Origin of the sequence: Gillisia lutea, from assembly GCF_021568705.1 — a bacterium.
GTDB lineage: Bacteria > Bacteroidota > Bacteroidia > Flavobacteriales > Flavobacteriaceae > Gillisia > Gillisia lutea.
This window is the reverse complement of sequence record NZ_JAKGTH010000008.1, coordinates 468607-488288: the sequence shown is the minus strand read 5'-3', so window position 1 is coordinate 488288 and position 19682 is coordinate 468607. Positions and strand designations below refer to the sequence as shown.

At 34.0% G+C, this 19682-nt stretch carries 19 protein-coding genes; 15 read left to right on the top strand and 4 right to left on the bottom strand.

Annotation, left to right across the window (positions count from 1 at the left end; translation table 11 throughout):
* Positions 1-71 precede the first annotated feature (71 nt).
* From L1I30_RS09405 to L1I30_RS09375, 7 genes are all read left to right on the top strand, one after another.
* Positions 72-2858, top strand: a complete 2787-nt coding sequence (locus tag L1I30_RS09405; RefSeq protein WP_236134025.1) for an HD domain-containing protein — start codon at positions 72-74, stop codon at positions 2856-2858.
* Between the two features lie 140 nt (positions 2859-2998).
* The gene (locus L1I30_RS09400; RefSeq protein WP_236134024.1) at positions 2999-3739 is read left to right on the top strand and encodes a DUF2846 domain-containing protein; all 741 of its coding nucleotides are present in this window, start codon (positions 2999-3001) and stop codon (positions 3737-3739) included.
* 189 nt (positions 3740-3928) lie between these two features.
* Positions 3929-4546, top strand: coding sequence for a porin family protein (locus tag L1I30_RS09395; RefSeq protein WP_236134023.1), 618 nt, complete (start codon positions 3929-3931; stop codon positions 4544-4546).
* A 216-nt stretch (positions 4547-4762) separates the two neighbouring features.
* On the top strand, positions 4763-5350 hold the full coding sequence (locus tag L1I30_RS09390; protein WP_236134022.1) for an alpha-ketoglutarate-dependent dioxygenase AlkB: 588 nt from the start codon (positions 4763-4765) through the stop codon (positions 5348-5350).
* A 222-nt stretch (positions 5351-5572) separates the two neighbouring features.
* Positions 5573-6607, top strand: a complete 1035-nt coding sequence (locus L1I30_RS09385) for an RNA methylase (RefSeq protein ID WP_236134021.1) — start codon at positions 5573-5575, stop codon at positions 6605-6607.
* A gap of 55 nt (positions 6608-6662) precedes the next feature.
* On the top strand, positions 6663-7700 hold the full coding sequence (locus L1I30_RS09380; RefSeq protein ID WP_236134020.1) for an SAM-dependent methyltransferase: 1038 nt from the start codon (positions 6663-6665) through the stop codon (positions 7698-7700).
* Positions 7701-7727: 27 nt separating this feature from the next.
* Positions 7728-8312, top strand: a complete 585-nt coding sequence (locus L1I30_RS09375) for an aspartyl/asparaginyl beta-hydroxylase domain-containing protein (protein WP_236134019.1) — start codon at positions 7728-7730, stop codon at positions 8310-8312.
* A gap of 126 nt (positions 8313-8438) precedes the next feature.
* On the opposite strand, the gene L1I30_RS09370 is transcribed toward L1I30_RS09375, so the two are convergent.
* Complete coding sequence (locus L1I30_RS09370) at positions 8439-9626, bottom strand: PepSY-associated TM helix domain-containing protein (protein ID WP_236134018.1); 1188 nt, start codon at positions 9624-9626, stop codon at positions 8439-8441.
* A 275-nt stretch (positions 9627-9901) separates the two neighbouring features.
* On the opposite strand from L1I30_RS09370, the gene L1I30_RS09365 reads away from it, so the two are divergent.
* The 6 genes from L1I30_RS09365 (at position 9902) to L1I30_RS09340 (ending at position 15537) form a co-directional block, all read left to right on the top strand.
* On the top strand, positions 9902-10402 hold the full coding sequence (locus tag L1I30_RS09365) for a hypothetical protein (RefSeq protein WP_236134017.1): 501 nt from the start codon (positions 9902-9904) through the stop codon (positions 10400-10402).
* 47 nt (positions 10403-10449) lie between these two features.
* Positions 10450-10605, top strand: coding sequence for a DUF2846 domain-containing protein (locus tag L1I30_RS09360; protein WP_236134016.1), 156 nt, complete (start codon positions 10450-10452; stop codon positions 10603-10605).
* Between the two features lie 309 nt (positions 10606-10914).
* A complete protein-coding gene (locus L1I30_RS09355) occupies positions 10915-11397 on the top strand; it encodes a nuclear transport factor 2 family protein (protein ID WP_236134015.1) in 483 nt (160 codons plus the stop codon).
* A gap of 77 nt (positions 11398-11474) precedes the next feature.
* Positions 11475-12680 carry a GAF domain-containing sensor histidine kinase gene (locus L1I30_RS09350; RefSeq protein ID WP_236134014.1) on the top strand — a complete coding sequence of 402 codons (1206 nt, stop codon included), beginning with the start codon at positions 11475-11477 and terminating at the stop codon, positions 12678-12680.
* 94 nt (positions 12681-12774) lie between these two features.
* A complete protein-coding gene (locus L1I30_RS09345) occupies positions 12775-15093 on the top strand; it encodes a GH92 family glycosyl hydrolase (protein ID WP_236134013.1) in 2319 nt (772 codons plus the stop codon).
* Positions 15094-15096: 3 nt separating this feature from the next.
* On the top strand, positions 15097-15537 hold the full coding sequence (locus L1I30_RS09340) for a cytochrome c oxidase assembly factor Coa1 family protein (RefSeq protein WP_236134012.1): 441 nt from the start codon (positions 15097-15099) through the stop codon (positions 15535-15537).
* Between the two features lie 64 nt (positions 15538-15601).
* On the opposite strand, the gene L1I30_RS09335 is transcribed toward L1I30_RS09340, so the two are convergent.
* The 3 genes from L1I30_RS09335 to L1I30_RS09325 all read right to left on the bottom strand — a co-directional run bounded on the left by L1I30_RS09335 (position 15602) and on the right by L1I30_RS09325 (position 17015).
* Positions 15602-16018, bottom strand: coding sequence for a DsrE family protein (locus L1I30_RS09335; protein ID WP_236134011.1), 417 nt, complete (start codon positions 16016-16018; stop codon positions 15602-15604).
* A 3-nt stretch (positions 16019-16021) separates the two neighbouring features.
* Entirely contained in the window at positions 16022-16423 is a 402-nt protein-coding gene (locus L1I30_RS09330) for a DoxX family protein (RefSeq protein WP_236134010.1), read from the bottom strand.
* Between the two features lie 226 nt (positions 16424-16649).
* A complete protein-coding gene (locus L1I30_RS09325; protein ID WP_236134009.1) occupies positions 16650-17015 on the bottom strand; it encodes a hypothetical protein in 366 nt (121 codons plus the stop codon).
* Between the two features lie 161 nt (positions 17016-17176).
* Between L1I30_RS09325 and L1I30_RS09320 the strand changes: the two genes are divergently transcribed.
* Both L1I30_RS09320 and L1I30_RS09315 read left to right on the top strand, forming a co-directional pair.
* Positions 17177-17593 (top strand): Fur family transcriptional regulator, encoded by a 417-nt coding sequence (locus tag L1I30_RS09320; protein WP_236134008.1) that lies wholly within the window; start codon positions 17177-17179, stop codon positions 17591-17593.
* Positions 17594-17665: 72 nt separating this feature from the next.
* On the top strand, positions 17666-19603 hold the full coding sequence (locus L1I30_RS09315) for a heavy metal translocating P-type ATPase (protein ID WP_236134007.1): 1938 nt from the start codon (positions 17666-17668) through the stop codon (positions 19601-19603).
* The last annotated feature ends 79 nt before the right edge of the window (positions 19604-19682 follow it).

Below are 19682 nucleotides of genomic sequence, written 5' to 3'. Positions count from 1 at the left end.
TTAAACTGTCGAAAATCGAATCAAAAAAGGTCAACCTATTTCAGTATAATACAAAAACCAAAAACTTAATAATGATTATACCATCAGAATTTAAAAAAATTCTCGAAAAGAATCAAAAATTAAATGGAATCGTTGATTATACTTTATCTCAATTTGGTACAATACTTCGAGAAAATAATTTATACTTTTTTGAAGAATATACTGATCATGGAATTCAACATGTTGAATCAGTTTTAGAATCCACAGTAAGAATTACACCTGCTGAAACAATTGACTCATTTCTAAAAGAGGATAGCAGTTCTATAGCCATTTATATTTTAGGTACAATACTTCACGATATTGGTATGCATTTAACTCCTGCGGGATTTTATAAATTAATTTCTGGTGAAAATGATGATTTGAGAATTATAGAAATTGACTTAAAAACATGGAAAGAGTTATGGAATGATTACCTTGATGAAGCCCGTAGATTTGGGGATAATGAAAAGAAAAAAATATTTGGTAATAAAGATTGGATTTTCAGAGTTCCTGAAATAGATAATAAAGATAAGTTAACCGGTGAAGATAAGAAGTTAATTGGTGAATTTATTAGAAGGCATCATCCTCGAATCGCTCATGAAATAGGCCTAAAAGGTTTTCCAGTTCAGGATGGATATATTTCATTTGCATCAGAATTAGATTTCGAACTTAGAAATTTATCTGGCCTTTTGGCTAGAAGTCATGGTCTCAATATTCGAAGTTTATTTTATTATTTAGAAAATAAATTTCAAGATACTTGGAGTAAACCATTTAATATTGAAATTATATATTTAATGGTTTTGCTTAGAATATCAGATTACTTTCAAATTGATGTTTCGAGAACTCCCAATATTATAGTTAAATTAAAATCATTTAATTCTCCCGTATCTCAAAATGAATTCTTTAAACATTTAGATGTAAAATATGTTCAACCTTTTAATAAAGATCCTGAAACTCTGGTAATACATTGTGAACCACGAAATAGTTCCATTTTCATAAAATTAAAAGAACTTTTCTCAGATATTCAAATGGAATTAGATACAAGTTGGGCGGTTCTAGGAGAAATTTATGGTAAGGATAGCCAAGAAAAGCAGCCAAAATTAGCATTTAGAAGGATAAAAGCAAATATTGATAATACTAAAGAATATTCTAAAAAAGTTAATTATATACCTGAAAAAATTGTTTTCAATGTATCAAATGAATTACCCAAATTGCTTATAGGTCCACTATATGGAAATGATCCAACATATGGAGTAAGAGAATTACTTCAAAATGCTGTAGACTCTTGTAGAGAAAGAGAATTTTTGGAAGGATCAAAGTATAAAGGAGAGGTCAAGATTTCGTTTTACCAAGATGAAGAAGAATACTTTTTTAAAATTGATGATAACGGGTTAGGAATGAACCTCGATATAATTAAAAATTTCTTTCTTGAGGTTGGTTCATCATTAAGAAAAAGTGCTATTTGGAAAAAGAATTTTTCCAACATAGAAGGTCATTCTAAAATTCAAAGAAGTGGAAAGTTCGGAATTGGGGTTTTAGCCTCTTTTTTAATTGGAAATGAAATTCAATTGGAAAGTAGAGATTCTAACTCTAGCAAGGGTCTATCTTTCAAAACTGACTTAAATTCTGAACAGATTGAAATTACTAGAATAGATAAGGATTCTGTAGGAACGTCAATCACAATAAAAATAAAAAAGGAAATTTTAAATGAATTTAATGAAAGTTCGTATCGCTTTGATAAGTGGTATAAACAAGATAATCCAAAGGTTACTTTTATTGATAAAACTGATAGTTTTTCTAAATTAGGAGTTAAAAACAAAACGCCAGGATTTAGTGATGCTTTGTCTAAAATTTGGCGAGAATTTAAAGACGTTAAGTATAATAAAATTATATGGACATATGACTCTAAATTCTGTAAAGGTGACAGTTTCTATAGAAAACAAAGTCAAAAAACAGGGAAATTTATAGTAAATGGAATATTAATTCCTGAAATTAAAAGATTTGGATTTGACGAAGTTTCTTTGCCTTATATTTCTGTTTTTGATTTTGATGGAAATCTACCCTTAAGTTTAAGTAGAAATAACTTGGACGGAGGCAACATACCTTTTAAAAAACAGTTACTTATAGAAATACATAATGATATTATTGCCAAATTACTTTGTATTGAATTAAGTTTACCAACTGATTTAAGTGAATTTGAAAGCAAAACATTTTATCATCCGGCTATTGGAAGTGTAGATCTTATCCTGTCAAAGGAAGGTTATATATTGAGAAACAAATTTTTCATAGATAAGAATTCCGATAAAACATTATTACATTTTCTTCCAAAAAAGAAATTTAACAAACTTAAAGATTTCGACTTAAAAAATGCATTTATGCATATTTCAGATCCAAATGATATAGCTATGTCTTATTACCAAAGTGAGGCAAATATTAGTAATTATAATAAGGGCGCTAAACTATATATAGATAAACTTATGTATGAGAAATTGTTCGATGATAATTACAACCGTTACGCGATTGGAGTTAAACGAGATCATAAAATTATTAAATCAAATGAGAACTTTGTAGAATTAGCATATAAATACAAAGATGCCAAAGAATTTGAATTAAAAGAACTTGAAGAAAATTTGAAAGAATGTAATTGCATAATAGAATCAAAACTCTATGACTTAAAAGATCATTATAGAGAATATACGGATGCCTCTATCCTCAAATCATTATTAGATAAATATTTTATGGATTTTGGGGTCATTCCATATAAATTTTCTGAAAGAAAATCCAAATTTTCATTAGCTTTTCAAGAATTAGAATACTACATAAAAAAATACAGCGCCTAACATCGGTTACGAGCAAATAGCGGGCAGTCCGGTGAAAAGTGAAATTTTAGAGACCAAGTAAAAAACAACTAAGCCGACAAGAAGGTGTCTCTACTCCACGCTACTTTCAATAAACAAGACCGTTAGTAAAAATCAAGAAAATGGATATAAAGAAATTAAGTTTAATGCTCTTAGCAATTATAGCAGTAGGATGCTCCCCAAAAATTAGAAGCAATCTGGCAAACACAAGTTTTTCAGCATTAGAATCTAAGGAGGAAATTTTGGTGCTAGACACCAACGAGAAAGTTCCCGAAAGTTCACAATTTGTGGGTGATCTGAAAATTGGAGATTCCGGATTTTCTACCGATTGTGGGTATACTAAAGTTATTGATGAAGCAAAAATTGCTGCAAGAAAATCTGGAGCGAACCTCGTACACTTAACAGAAGTTAAAAAGCCTAATTTTGGAAGTACTTGTTATAGAATAAAAGCAAAATTATATAAAAATGTGAATACTGAAGTATTGACCAAACTCTCAGAGAACAATAAACTTGAAAACAAATCCAGACTACCATCTAATGCAGATTATGCGGTGGTTTATTTTTATCGTCCTAAGAATTTTGCAGGTTCACTTATTGGGTATAAAATTAGAATGGATGATGATACCGTTATTGGGAGAGCCAGAAATGGAGAAAAATTCGAGTATAAGATCACAGATTTTGGAGAACACGAATTCTGGGCCAAAACCGAATCGAAATCATCGGTAATACTTAATGTTGGGAAAGGCCAGGAATACTTTATAAGATGCGGGATAAATATTGGCATCGCAGTTGGGAAACCAGAATTATATCTAATTGAGAACGAGACTGGAATTTCCGAATATGAAGCTGTTGAAATAAAATAATATCAAATCATTAAAATATAGTAGCTACTATCAGGATAAACACCTGGGTGTATAGAGTAGCAGCTATATTAAATAAACAGATCAGCCTGAAAGTTAATGGTATACAAATTTTTACCGCCCTGTTATTTGAATGAACAAGGGCATACTTTAACCTATAATTAAAACTTAAAATCAATTAAAATTACATTTATGAAATCATTATTATTTATTGCAACCCTTACAGTTTTTGGAATATTAAGTGCCAATGCCCAGAACCGCGGAGATGTCGAGCTTGGTGCCGGAGGGGGAGTAAACGTTGCAAATGTTTCTACTATGGATGGGCAAAACACTTCTTCCAGAGTTTCCTTTAATGCAGGAGCTTCGGGAGAATATTATTTTTCTGACCGGTGGGGTATAAAAGCGAAACTGATGTATGATGGTAAAGGCTGGTCTGATGGTTTTATTAATGATGAAGAGTTTTATACTTTCATAACCGATTTTAAATTAAGCTACGTTACGCTACCAATTATGGCTAATTGGCATTTTGGTTCTAAGAGAAATTGGTATCTAAATTTTGGGCCATACGTAGGATTTTTAGTGAGTGCTGAAGATTCAGAGCTTGGTATAGATCTAAAAGATGGTTTTAAAAGCACCGATTTTGGTTTGGCTTTAGGTGCGGGATATAAATTTCGCATAGACGATAATATAAAACTGTATGTTGAATATGACGGGCAATCGGGCTTAACAGAGATATTTGAAGAAAACTCCGGGGATGCAATTAGAAACGGAAGAAGCAGTTTGAATGTGGGAGTATTATTTAACTTGTAAAGAAAAAAGAAGTTATTAATACTAGATCGGTTCTCATATTCTTTAATAAGCATAGGTTATGCAGTAATAACTTAATAACAGAAGGGATAAATTAAATTTTATTGGTATTATTAATATTAATTTCATGGTATAAAATTTCTGAATGATAATTTGTTTCACATTTATAATGTTAGATTGAGGATATAAAATTAGATATTATTCGACGCGATAGTTTTTATGACACTACCAATAAATTGTAAAGCTGATTATATCAATAATTTTTTGAGCGAGGAAGAGGCAAACGAACTTTATGCTACCTTAATTAACACCTATAAATTGGACAAGGCTCGATTAATTATTCAGGCTGGTGATAAATTAATAGAAACGGATAGTTTTAAAATTTTATTTGCAACAGAAAAACTTATAAAAATGAACACTCACCCGGAAGAAGTTCACGGAAAGTGCTATGTATATAAAGGAGCTTTGCTTAAGCTGAAGAAAAAAGTTGAAACTAATTTAAATAAAGAATTTGAGTTAGCAATGTGTCTTTACTATCCTTATGGTAATTATTTTGCTCCACATCATAGTGACCAAGAAACTTTTGGAAGTAATACAATTTTACCTTCAATTCGTTTGGGAGAGGTTCGTGAATTTAGCTTTTATAATAAAACGAATAAAGATGTTTACAATCTAGATCTGGCTCACGGTAGCTTACTTGTAATGGGAGATCATTGTCAAACAAAATATACCCATAGCCTACCTAAAAATCCCAAGTACAAAAATGGACGAATAAATATTACTTTTAGAGAACCAAATTTTCAGTAAATGTGTTGGGTAGAAAGCTATGCCTGTATGATGTGGGATAATTAGTTTTAAGAAATTGGACTATATAAAACTATCCATACACATATGATTTAACTTATATTGTTGAAGATTGAATGAAAATTTACTTCCGTCACAATCAATTTATTTAGAATTTTAATTCAAGTATATTTAAATAATGAAAAGTTATATTTAATAGCAATAACTAACGATTAAATTGCCTACATGAATTCAAACCCGTGGAAAAATTTCTTTGATACTTCTAATAAATTTAGCAAACCAGCGCAAGCAGAGAAATTAATTTCCGGTAATGATATTTCCGAGATCAAATTATTACCCATTGATGTTTTAAAGGTCTTTTTGACTAAAGAGGATTTACAGGTTGGTCTAAAAACTTATATTGATAATGAGCTGCGAAATGATTTCATTGAAAAAATGGCTGCCAATCCTCCACAGGAAGAAGTGTCTCTTGAAGCCTGGTCTCAGCAAATATTTGGGGATAAAAAGTTTGGTATGATCCTTATAGGTTTGGAGCAGTATAGTAATTCTTTTGCCGAAAAAGTAGGAACTATTGTTCGTCCTTTGTTAGAGACTGCCGGGATGCCGCTTAATGGTCAGTCCTTTCTTTTTTTTATGGGTATCTATGGTTTTATACCGCACTATGTTTATCATATTGGCAACACTCCAAAATTTTCATTGAGTATTGTACTCGACTACATAAACCCTCCCCAAGATCGATTCGAAAATGAGCTTATAAAAGAAACTGCAGAAGAAAAACTGTCAATTCATAGCTCTTACGAAAAACCTTTAAAATTAGATGCGCCTCAATCTGTATTATTTGAAAGGATCGATATGCAGTCTATCAAAAAGAAAATGGAAATTACTTTAGCCAGAAAAATACTTTGTTTAAAAAGTAATGGTGGTATTCGAGAAAAATCTAATAGAAATAGGACCATACTTCCTTCCTCAGAATCTTTTTCAATTAAAGGCAAAGAAATATTTCCAATTTTAATGGATTTACAAGATTGTTATAAAGCCCTGATCTTTACTAGAGGAAATCGTGTAATGGTAAAAAATCACCCCATGTTACCAAATATCGTCAATACTATAAATAATGGGGAATATGTGACATTTGACAGTATTAAGGAACTAATGATGCCCTTATGGGATTTAATAGATGTATTTAGTTTCATACAGGAGCTATTGATACCCGAAGCAATTACTTTAAATGATAATGTAAACCTTAGCCTTACTACATAAGGCTGTTGATATTAATCAAAATCTGGATAATAAGCTCTAATTATATATAATACTGATGAAAATTAAAGAGGAAATAAATCGTATTACATCTCAATATTTTTGTGATGAGATCGATTATGAAAAACTTAATACGATGTCCTTAGAATTAAAAAATATTCTGAAGGAAATATGCGATCGAGAGATTAATAATGAAGAGGGACGGCTTGATATTCAACTTGAGAATGGCAAGGCACTGGGCACTTTTTGGGCAGCTGCGTGTATTGATGATATTATTAGAACTCGACAATTTATTAGAGGAATAAACCAAGCCATTACAGAAAAAATTAATGAAAACACGCCTCTCCATATTTTATATGCTGGTACAGGTCCTTTTGCAACTCTCATTTTACCTTTCATTTTCAGGTATACAAAGCAGGAAATAAAATATACATTATTGGAAATTAATCCATTAAGCTTTAAAATATTGAATAATGTAATTTCAAAATTCGGCTTAGAAGGGTATAATATTAAGTTATTAAACGAGGATGCTACAAAATATCAAATTGAGCATGACTCCCCAGATATTATTATAAGTGAAACTATGCAAAATGCCCTAGCCAAAGAGCAACAAGTTCCTATATTTTATAATTTGATGAGTCAAGTAAAGCCCAATACGATATTTATACCTGAGAAAATAGAAATATTTATTGGACTGAGAAGGGCAGGAATTCCAAGTGAACAGCTCCAAACTAAACATTACCAGATAGAGAATAAAGTCTTTGAAGTTAGTAAAGAAACTCTGGATTTATCAAAACATATCGATGAACAAACAACAGAGGTTTTAAAATTTCCTAAAATTCAAACAATACTCGAGAAAGAAAGGATAAAGGCATTCAATGATGTTGTTTTTATTACTAAGATACAAGTGTATAAGGAAGAAAAAATTGGTATAAATGAAAGTGGTTTGACCACTCCCATAACCATTTTGGATATTTCTAAAAATCAAGAAGAATCAGTAATGGTAGAAACACAGTATACCATAGGTGATGAACCACAGCTTAAATTTAAAATAGCTTCACCTAACATCACAGGAATACAGATTCCAACGTCATAAAACTGAAATTAATAAGACTATTATAAAATGGAAACAGATAGACGATTTAAAGACAGAATCCAACTACCTTTCAAGTTTGATGCAGAAAAAATGCGGGAAGAAGCACTTGCTCTTAAAGAAGAACATTACGAATATTATAAAGTTATCTCATTACGTGCTCCTGCTCATTTAGTGGATTCAAGCTTACCATTTCCTCCTCCGGCTAATGATTATGCAGACGGTTCCTGGACGCAATGGATGGATGCGCCGAACCTGGAGAAATCACCATATTTAAAAAAAATAGTGAATCAATTCGACGAGTACACCACTGTTAATTTGGTTCGATTACTGTTCCTAGCACCAAACTCTGTTGTAAAAGAACATACCGATCCTACTTTATCTTTAGAAGAGGAAAAATCTATGATAAGATTAACCATTCCAATTGATAATAATGAAGGTGTTGAATTTTTCTTGAATGGCACATTGGTGCCAATGAAAGTTGGGGAATGTTGGTATTTGCGTCTATCAGAGCCACATCAGGTTCTTAATAATGGAGATTTCGACCGAATTAATTTGACCCTAGATCTAATACCAAATGATAAGATCCTTAAAATTATTCATAATACCCACTAGGAAATTAAAAAGTTTTTTTAAGAGTTGAAACCATTGTGATATCTCTGAATTACATAAGTTATTTATTAGGACTTAAAGCCTTATAACGAATACTCGGAGATTAACTACTTAAGATTGAGCAACGTTCTATTTCAGTTCAGTTACAGTTACCTCTTTCTGCTTGGCGTTAAGAGTTTTCTTAGCTTTAAATTCTCTTCCATACCATAATAAGAAACCGGTGACAGGCAGAGAAGCGCAAAGTAAACTAATTAGGAACGCCAGGATCTTTCCGGGAATGCCGGCAATGGCTCCCACATGTGTATCGTAATTCATACGTAGGATGGTCTCGGCTACTCCCGCTTCTTCATAAACGCTATAAATACTTTTGCTTGGTATCTCGCTAAGATCATTTTGGTCGTAGAATCGGTAATCAGAGTCATAGTAAATGCCATCACTATTGCTCACCTCTACATAAATGCTATAATTTTCATCATAGGGATAATGGATCTCGTAGTCTTTAGCATTCGGAAACTTTTCCTGAAGCATTGGCAGTAACTTCCTGATGGGTTCGTTACCGGCTTCAGCTGTCATTGGTCCGGTTAAATTTTCAGGCACCATGAAAGTAACATCTTTTTCCCCACCAATTCCTTTATAAAAGAAGTTGGCAAAGGAATCAAAGGTCATTATCAGTCCGGTGAAAATGAAGATTACAGCAATAAAACTTGCGTAAAAACCGATAATCTGGTGCAAGTCGTAATTCTTTCTTTTCCATTTGGTGGAGGTTTTCCATTGGAACCAAGTACGCTGCTTTCGTACTTTTTTATTCTTGGGCCACCACAAAATAATTCCCGAAACCAGCATTAAGAAAAAGATAAAGGTACTCCAGGCCACGATCTGGCTCCCAATTTCATCGGGCAGCCACAGGTGCATGTGTCCATCTAATACAAAAGGGAAAAATCCTTTTAAATGGTTTTGAGTATGTAGAAGTTGACCCGTCCATGGCTCAATGAATACCGAGCTATAGAATAAGGGTTCTTCCTGATAAAAAATTACTTCAATAGGGCTGTCTCCTCCTTTATATAAAGTACCGTGAACGTGTTTGCCAGGATATTCTGCCTGTGCGATCTCTTTTGCTTCTAAAGGATCTAACGGACTAGCATTTTGCGGACTCACCTCAGGAATCGTAGAGGTTAGAGAAGTGATCTCTTCCTGAAATACCCATAGACATCCGGTTAAAGAAACAATTAAAACCACTAAGCCTGTGGCTAAGCCCAGATAAAGATGGATTTTTCTAATTAATTTTCTTAGGTTCTTTCTCGGTTTGCTTTGACCCATAAATATAAATTGAAAGTAAATTTTTTATTTAGTCTTATTCTAAATAGTTGAGCGAAGGTAATAGATTTTTTAAGTTCTTCAAATTATTTAGAATCATTTTACTTCTTTCATTTTCAGGACGAGGTAGGAGGTGATAATTGTCGATAGATACCATTACAAGAGGAATAGCCCAAAGATAGGTTAAGATTCTCAATGTGCTTTTAATATTGATTTTAGTTAAGTGGAACTAGTTAATTTTTCAGTATTTTCGATCTTTATTAATTTAATATCGATATATGAATTCATCAATCAAATTAAAATTATCCCTACTTTTTACTTTTTTACTTATTATAATTGTTGGATGCTCTAAAGATGATGATTCTATTTTCTCTAATACCTACACGAGCGAAGATCTTCTTTTAATACACGGCGAAACTTCTAAGACATGGAAACTGGAAGCATTTTATGAAAATTATAATTACGAGTACTTAGATGAGAATAATGATTGTTTTGTAGATGACCAATATATTTTTAATGTTGATAATGAAATTGTAGAGGTTAAAGTGGGCGATGAAAATTGTTATTATGGTGAGTCGGAAATTGCAGAAGCCACCTATAGTTTCTATGAAGAAACAGGGAATGTTTTTTTTACCATGATACGAGGAGAAATAACAGAAGATTTGGTGGTAAGTAGATCATTTACTCTACAGTTAGTGGAGTTAGAAAAAAATAGAATGCTATTTGCTTCCGGAGAAAAAGGAGACTATAAAAAGGTGTTGCTATTTACTGCTGAATAAATTCTAAGCTTCAATATTTAGAAACAGGTACCTAATATGTATGCTACATGAGTAAACTTGTTATTAAGAAGAGATCCGAATGGATGAATAAAATGTGTAAGATCGAACTTCATTTGGATGGAAGTAAGATTGGCAGCATAGAGAATGGTGAGACTAGGGAATTTGAAATAGAACCCGGAAATCATAAAATCATAGGAAGATAGACTGGTGTAGCAGTGGACTCCGGGAGATCATTATTGAAGAAAATGAAATGAAGTTTATTGAGTTGAGCGGGTTTAGTGGAAAGTTGTTATCTCCGTTGATTATTATTTTGGCCGTACTCCCTTTTATACTTGATTTTTTCGAGATAAAAACCCTCTCACTTTTAACATTCATCATATTTTCTGTATTTCTATACCTGCTCTATTTTCTTACTTTTGGAAGGAAGAGATATTTAATGCTTAAGGAAATGAAATGGTAATTGCTAATTATATTAAACTTGTTATCTTTCAATAGCTAAAATGAATTTTAATATGAAAATTTTGCAATTCTTCTTTTTATCGCTGTCACTTTCAATTGGTTTCATTTCTTCCTGCTATACTCAAACGCCAATAGCGAAAACCTATGTTCCAGAAGATCCTGAGCTATATAATGCTATAGTTAAAATGGATAGTATCTTCTTTGATGCTTATAATAATTGCAACATTGATAAACAGGCGTCTATTTTGGCTGACGATATTGAATTCTATCATGACCAGAGCGGACTCTCTACTTCAAAACAGGATATTCTGGATGCTACAAAAAGAAATATCTGCGGAAAAGTTACCAGAGAATTGGTAAAGGGAAGCATCCAGGTGTATCCCCTTAAGGGTTTTGGAGCTGTAGAAATGGGGATGCATAAATTCCATAATAATCAGGAGCCGGCAAATACTCCCTCGAAAGCAAGCAAATTTATTGTTATTTGGAAGTTTCAGAATGATAACTGGCAAATCTTTCGAGTTGTAAGTTTGCATTAGTTTTTTGGTTCATCCATAGCCATATTGTGAAATTTTAAGAAAAAATGTATTTTTAATAAAATTCTATTTGAATATCTATGTTACGGGAACAAAATTCTACCATTCTGAATGATGTTGAGGCTATCAACAAAATATCTGCGGTACCATCCCTACTCAATGTGATCTGCCGAACAACAGGTATGAGATTTGCTGCAATTGCCAGGGTAACCGATGAAAAATGGGTAACCTGTATGGCTCAGGATGAGATTGAATTTGGGTTGAAGCCGGGAGATGAGTTGGAGTTGGAATCTACCATATGTAACGAGATACGGCAACATCATAATCCGGTAATTATTCCACATGTTGCTAAAGATGTAAATTTTTGCGGCCATCATACCCCCTTAAGATACGGTTTTCAAAGTTATATATCAATTCCTATCTTCAGAAGAGATGGGCGTTTTTTCGGAACCTTATGTGCGATAGATCCTGAACCTGCTAAAATAGATACCGTTGAAGTTAAAGAAATGTTCTTTCTATATGCTCAACTTATTGCTTTTCATTTGGAGACCGTAGAAGAACTGGAAGAAGTAAGTGCCAGTTTAAAGGAAGAAAGACATGTGGCCGAATTACGCGAAACCTTCATTGCTATTTTGGGACACGATCTTAGAAATCCTGTGGGCACTACCAGGATGTGTGCAGACATATTACTTAAATTACCCCTTTCTGATATCGCTAAAAGGCAGGCCACTGTTATAAAATCTACTTCCTATAGGATGCAGGAGTTAATAGATAACCTTCTTGATTATGCGAAGGGACATTTGGGAGATGGGATAAATCTAGACCTTAGCGATGATAAATCCTTACTTGAAAATGCATTAACCCAAGTGGTAGATGAAATGAGTTCTATGTATAATTCGAATGCGATAGAGGCCAATATTCAAATTGAGGAAAAGGTAACCTGTGATGCTAACAGGATCGCACAACTCTTTTCCAATTTGTTGGGAAATGCGGTAAAACATGGCGCAGAAGATCAGCCAATTCATGTTTCTGCTACTACCAACGAAGGCGATTTTTCATTATGTGTAGCTAACTCTGGAAATAGGATATCTGATGAGGCGATGATGGATATTTTTAAGCCATTTTTTACACAAAAGTCAGAACGTAATTCTTCAGGCCTGGGCTTAGGACTTTATATTTCTTCTGAAATTGCCAAGGCGCACCACGGAACTATGAGTGTAGAATCTACCGATGAGAAAACCTGCTTCTCTTTAAAGATGCCGTTAAGACCTTTGCCGGTAGAGTAATACGTTATTTTTGAGCTTTTTTATTCAATTTTCCTATCTTCATGGCTTAATATAATGAAGTGTCTTTATTTTCGACACAAACTCAAGCCAACGAATGAAAAAAAATACCCTGTTATCTATTGGTTTTCTGTTTTTTGCAAGCATTATCAGTCAGAGTTATGCTCAGGATAGATCTTCAAGCACTAAAGATTATACGCAATTTGTAAACCCATTTATTGGTACTAGTAAGATGGGACATACCTTTCCCGGAGCTACTGCGCCTTTTGGAATGGTACAGCTAAGTCCGCAAACTAGTTTTGAAGTAATGTTCAATGATGACGGAGCTTATAACGCAAAAACCTATGAGTATGCTGCGGGATATCAATATAAGGATAGTACCATCATAGGTTTTGCACATACCAATTTTAGCGGAACGGGACATGCCGATCTGGGAGATTTCCTTGTTATGCCAACCGTGGGTGACCTGGTTTTAGATCCGCTCAAAACAGAGGATGGAAAGAAAGGGTTCTATTCCGGTTTTTCTCATGCCAATGAAACGGCTTCTCCCGGCTTTTACGAAGTGAAATTAGACGATTATAATATTACTGCACAGCTAACGGCTTCCGAAAGAGTTGGCTACCATCAATACAGTTTTCCAAAATCGGAAGATGCACATATCATTTTAGACCTAGTATATAATGTATATCATCATGACAATAAGAATGTATGGACGTTTATTAGAGTAGAGAACGATTCCTTAATTACAGGATATCGTCAAACCAATGGCTGGGCAAGAACTCGAAAAGTTTATTTTGCTATGCAATTCTCTAAAGCCTTCAAAAGTTACGGACATAAAAAGTATGATAAAATGACCTATAATGGTTTTTATCGTCGTTTTAATGAGGAAGAGAATTTTCCCGAAATGGCTGGAAAGGATATAAGAACATATTTTAATTTTGATTCAGAAAAAGATGAAAAGATAGAAGTGAAATTCGCTTTATCTTCAGTAAGTACTGCCGGTGCTTTAAAGAATTTAAAAGCTGAAATACCACATTGGGATTTTGAACGTACTAAAACAGAAACGCAGGAGAAGTGGAATAAGGAGTTATCTAAAATAGAAGTCGAAACCAATACTGATACCGAAAAAACTACATTTTACACGGCATTATATCACACTATGCTAAGTCCAATTCTATATGAAGATGTAGACGGGCAGTATCTTGGTTTAGATCAGAACATCCACACATCCAATGGGTTTACTAATTATACCGTCTTTTCGCTGTGGGATACATACAGAGCCTTACATCCATTATTTAATATTATTCAGCCCGATCGTAATAATGATATGATAAAATCTATGCTTGCCCATCATGACCAGAGTGTACACAACATGTTGCCTATTTGGAGTCATTATGCAAATGAGAACTGGTGTATGATTGGATATCATGCAACTTCAGTTATTGCTGATGCCATTGCTAAAAAGGTAGGAGATTTTGACATTGCTCATGCCTTAAAAGCTTCAGTAAATACAGCAAATGTGGAGTATTTTGACGGGTTGGGCGATTATATGAAATATCACTATGTACCTGAAGATAAAAGTCATTCCTCAGTTTCAAAAACCTTGGAGTTAGCGTATAACGACTGGTGTATTGCCCAGATCGCTAAAACCAAAGGAAATTCCGCTGTTGAAAAAGAATTCCTTGGCAGGTCGGAGTATTATAATAATGTATACGATAGTAAAATTGGGTATATGAGGCCTAAATTAGCAAATGGAGAATTTAAAAAGGAATTTGACCCTCTCGATACTCACGGACAAGGATTTATAGAAGGAAATGCCTGGAATTATGGATTGTATGTACCTCACCAATTAGAGAAGATGGTGGCTATGATGGGGGGTAAGGAACAGTTTAGTCAGCACCTGGATTCTTTGTTCACTATGGAATTAGATGATAAATTCATTGAAAAACATGAAGATATTACACGGGATGGGATAATTGGAAATTACGTTCATGGGAATGAGCCTGGCCACCATATACCATATTTATACAATTGGACCGGGAAACCTTACAAAACCCAAGAGCGAGTACGAATGATCATGAACAGTATGTATGGCTCTAAAGTTGATGGATTGTGCGGGAACGACGATGCGGGACAAATGAGTGCCTGGTATATATTTAGCAGTTTAGGATTTTATCCTGTCACTCCGGGTTCCCCAAACTATGCGTTAGGAAGTCCCTTGGTTAAAAATGCGATCATTAAATTGAGTAATGGTAAGGAACTAAATATCATTGCAAAAAACCAAGGTAAGGAGAATGTGTATGTGAAGAGTGTCTCCATAAAAGGTAAAAAAATAAAATCTTTTCTGCTTTCACATAGAGATATTGAGAACGGAGGAACCCTGATATTTGAAATGTCTGATATTCCTAATAACTAATAAATGAGCACTTTCTCAATTTCTGGACATTGGTGGAGCAAGAACTGGAAATGGTTGGTGCCGCTTTGTGTTTTTGTCATCTTACTTGGAGGTATAATTTTATCTTCCAATGTTACCGGACATGTTTCAGATGTAACACAAGCTTATGCCGACCCCGATCTATACGAAAATGCACTTATAAAAGCCGAAGAAAATGAGCGCGTAAAACAAGTTTTTGGAGATATAGAACCTCTAGATAAAATGGCTATTTTGGAAGGTGGACTTCATTACTCCAAAAATTACAATACTGTGGAGACTTCTGTAAGAGTAAAAGGTGCCAAGGCACAAGGAGTTATAGATATTGCTGCTAATAGAGTGGATGAGCGCTGGGAGTATTATATAATTAGGATACGCATTAAAAAACCTATAGAGAAAAAGGAGATTATCGATATACTATCAAAATAAAAAATCTCCTTCTGAAAAAGTATTAACTTAACTTTTTCAGAAGGAGAAATATATGACTATAAGTTTATAATTCTATGCTCAGATAACCTTTTTTCTGAAGTTGGAAATCATGCAACAATCCATTGGCAACTACCTCCAATTCTTTTGGAATATCTTTTGGGTCAACCTTGAATTTTTTTAAAGACAGTCCGCAAACCACTACTTTTACAGCTGCTTTTTCAGCTTTTTCTATAAAAGTTTGCATTGCTTCCTTATCGGTAAGATCTTTTACGGTTGCTCCGCAAATAATAGCTTGAAAATCTCCGAAACTTTCACCATCTTCTTCAGCCAAGGCTTCGGCTGTTAAAAATATAGGTTGCAATTGGGGTATTTTGTTAGTGAGTACCACATAATTGTGTTTATGATGTATTTCTTGAGCTTTCACCGGGTTGGTAAATATGCTCAGTATAATTGCTAGTGTATTAAAAAATAGAATTTTCATAAATTATTGTTTTTCTGAATTATTAAAATCGTTTAATATAAAAAATGTGAGTCCGCCAAGAATAGCGATGTTCTTGAAAAGTGGGCCGAGAGTGGTTATTTGTCCTACCTGAACAGTAAGCGTTATAGGAATAAGCACCGCCATTAATATGATTGCAGCCCATTTTGTCTTATAAGAAATAAGTAAGCAGAATCCTGCAATTAGCATGGCGATCCCAGATAAGATTACCATCCATTTTGGATCTCCAAAAAAATAAGCGATCCCTTTAAATCTCGCCTGGTCTATTCGTTGAATTGTTTTTTCTACATTGAGAAGATGGCTGAAACTTGCCACCAAGAAAATACCGCTTAGTAACACCCGGAAAATTTGTACCGAACGTTGACTAACCAAAATTTTGGTCTTCATAGTATTATGATATTAATTTATATTTAAGTGAATTGTATGGTTAATATATCAAAGCTGATAACCATTAAGGGGTATGTATTAGGTTAGTTACCCAAAATATTTGAAGAGAAGAGGCATACTCCTAACAAATTCAAAGTATAGGCTATTTTTAGAAATTACTTCTAAAAATAGCCACAACCTTATTTGTGGGGTAAACACATTTTATTTCAATATTGGGTTCAAAAACCTAGAAGATTTTTGGAGGAGGATAAAATTTTGGTGTGGGAGGCGTTAGAACTTTATTGAATCTGTAATCGTAGGTCAAATAATCAAACGTATTAAAAGCTCTGGTTAATTCTTTGGAATTCAGTTCGTAAACTGAACTACAAGTTACGTTAATTGTATGTTTATTCAATACTTCTACACTGTTAAATTTCTCATGATTATTATGAGAATGTAAATGTTGCTTTGGGCAAAAGGGATTTATAAGAGTAATAGCAGAAGAATCATGCAGAACGGTGGTTATTTTAGAATCAATAGCCACCAGCTTCACCAAAAAGGCGAGGGCAAAGAATAAAGCTATATAAGGTTTTAACTGCATAAGTGGTTTCAAAAATAAAATATTGGAATAACTCCTTATGTAACTTAAGTTACATAAGAAAGGATTTAACAGATGCTTATGGCGTTTGATTGTGCATAGTTGCGTGTGATAGCTTATTTTAGCATAGAGAAGAGAAATTTTATATTCACATTCTTTTAATTGAATGAAAACCGATGCAAGAGATTGAGAATTTTTTAGTTCAAAAAGAGATACGTCCAACAGCTATGCGGCTTTTGATCTACAAATTTATGGCTCAAAAATCTGTAGCCAGTAGTTTGAATGAATTGGAACAGGCTTTTGAAAAATCGGAACGCACTACATTATATAGAACTTTAAAGACCTTCGAAAAAAAAGCTATCGTTCATAGAATAGATGATGGTACGGGGATCGCAAAATTCGCATTGTGTGAAGATACTTGTAATTGTGAACTAGGCACCGATCTACATTTACATTTCCATTGCACCAGGTGTAATGAAACTCAATGTCTCACAGAACAAAAGATCCCACACGTAATTCTTCCAAAAGGCTTTAAAGCCACCGATGCTAATTTGGTAGTTAAGGGAATTTGCAATAAGTGCCCATCCTGTTAATGCACAAGAGTTGCACGTCTTTCTTTTTAATTTAGCTCATGTTGAGAATCTCGAGAGGGAAAACAAGAGTTTATGAAAAAGAAGAAAATAGCCTTAAAAGACCTACAATCTAAAAAGAAGAAAGAAGAAACCCATCATCATTCGGATAGTAAGCTTAAAACATATTTACCTGCTATAATAAGTTTTGTAATGCTTGTTATTGGCATCTTACTAGATCAGGTAGTTGAATATGAATTCTTTGCAGGATGGCGAAAATTAGCCTGGTATTTAATAGCATATATTCCTGTTGGTGCTCCGGTAATTTGGCAGGGCCTTAAAAGTATTTCTAAAGGCGATTTTTATACCGAATTCTTCTTAATGGGAATAGCTACTTTAGGAGCGTTTTATGTTGGAGAATTTGCAGAAGGGGTTGCTGTAATGTTATTCTATACAGTAGGAGAATTATTTCAGCATTCAGCAGTACATAATGCCAAAAATAATATTAGAGCTTTACTGGATGTGCGGCCTAATACCGCTAATGTACGGCGGGATGATAAGTATATATCTGTTCATCCTGAAGAGGTGGAAGTAGGTGAGAAGATACAGGTGAAAGTTGGTGGAAAAATCCCTTTAGATGGAATACTGTTATCTGAGTCAGCCAGACTCAATACTGCTGCATTAACTGGAGAAAGTTTACCTCAAAGTATAAAGAAAGGAGATCAGGTATTAAGTGGTTCTATCAACTTGAATGGCGTAATTGAGGTGGAAACCACCAAGATATTCAAAGATAGCTCTGTGGCTCGCATCATTGAGCTTGTACAAAATGCGAGTTCACGAAAATCTAAAACGGAGCTTTTCATTAGAAAGTTTGCCAGGATATATACTCCAATTATAGTGTATTCTGCTTTGGCCTTAACTTTTCTGCCTTATTTTTTTGTTGAAACCTATGTGTTTCAAGACTGGCTATATCGAGCCTTGATATTTCTAGTGATATCCTGTCCATGTGCTTTGGTGATCTCTATTCCTCTGGGATATTTTGGCGGATTGGGAGCAGCCTCTAAAAACGGAATTCTCTTTAAAGGGGCCTCGTTTCTTGATGAGATCACAAAAATAAATACGTTGGTTTTAGATAAAACCGGAACTATTACAAAAGGAGTGTTCAAGGTTCAGAAAATAGTAACTCAAGAAATTCCGGAAAAAGACTTTTTAAACTACCTGATTTCTCTAGATAATAAATCGACTCACCCCATTGCCAAAGCTATTGTGGAATATGGGAATCTGGAGACTAGGTATGAGGTAGAGGAAATTCATGAGATCTCTGGAAAAGGCTTGAGTGGGAAGGTAAATAACAAACAGGTACTGGCAGGAAATGCAAAGCTGCTAAAGCAGTTTAATATATCATTTCCCGAAGATATACATAATGTAACCTCCTCTATTGTTGTGGTAGCCATTGATGGCTTGTATGCCGGATATGTTACAATTTCTGACGAGTTGAAAGATGGCGTGAAAGAAACTTTATCTAAACTTAAAAAGAACGGCCTTAAAGAAATCATTATGCTTTCTGGAGATAAAGATAGCATTACCAAAGAGGTTGCAAAGGGCTTGAATATAGACTGGGCAAAGGGTGGCTTGCTTCCCGAAGATAAGTTAAAGGAAATGGAGATCTTGAAAAAAGATTCTAGTCGTAAGGTAGCATTTGTAGGCGATGGAATTAACGATGCTCCTGTTTTGGCGTTAAGTGACGTGGGAATTGCTATGGGCGGACTAGGGAGCGATGTGGCTATTGAAACTGCCGATGTTGTTATTCAAACCGATCAACCTTCAAAAATATGGATGGGAATGCGCATTGGAAGATCTACTCGAAAGATCGTCTGGCAAAACATAGTATTAGCATTTGGAGTGAAAGCCATCGTTTTAATCTTAGGAGCTTTTGGAATAGCTACTATGTGGGAAGCGGTTTTTGCAGATGTGGGGGTAGCTTTTCTTGCCATACTTAATGCAATCCGATTACAGAGAATGGAGTGGAAATAGGGCAGTTTTATTGGATTAAAACATATTATTGAAACCGAGTATAGGAGTGCTAAACCTTCGCATATATTTAAACATTCTT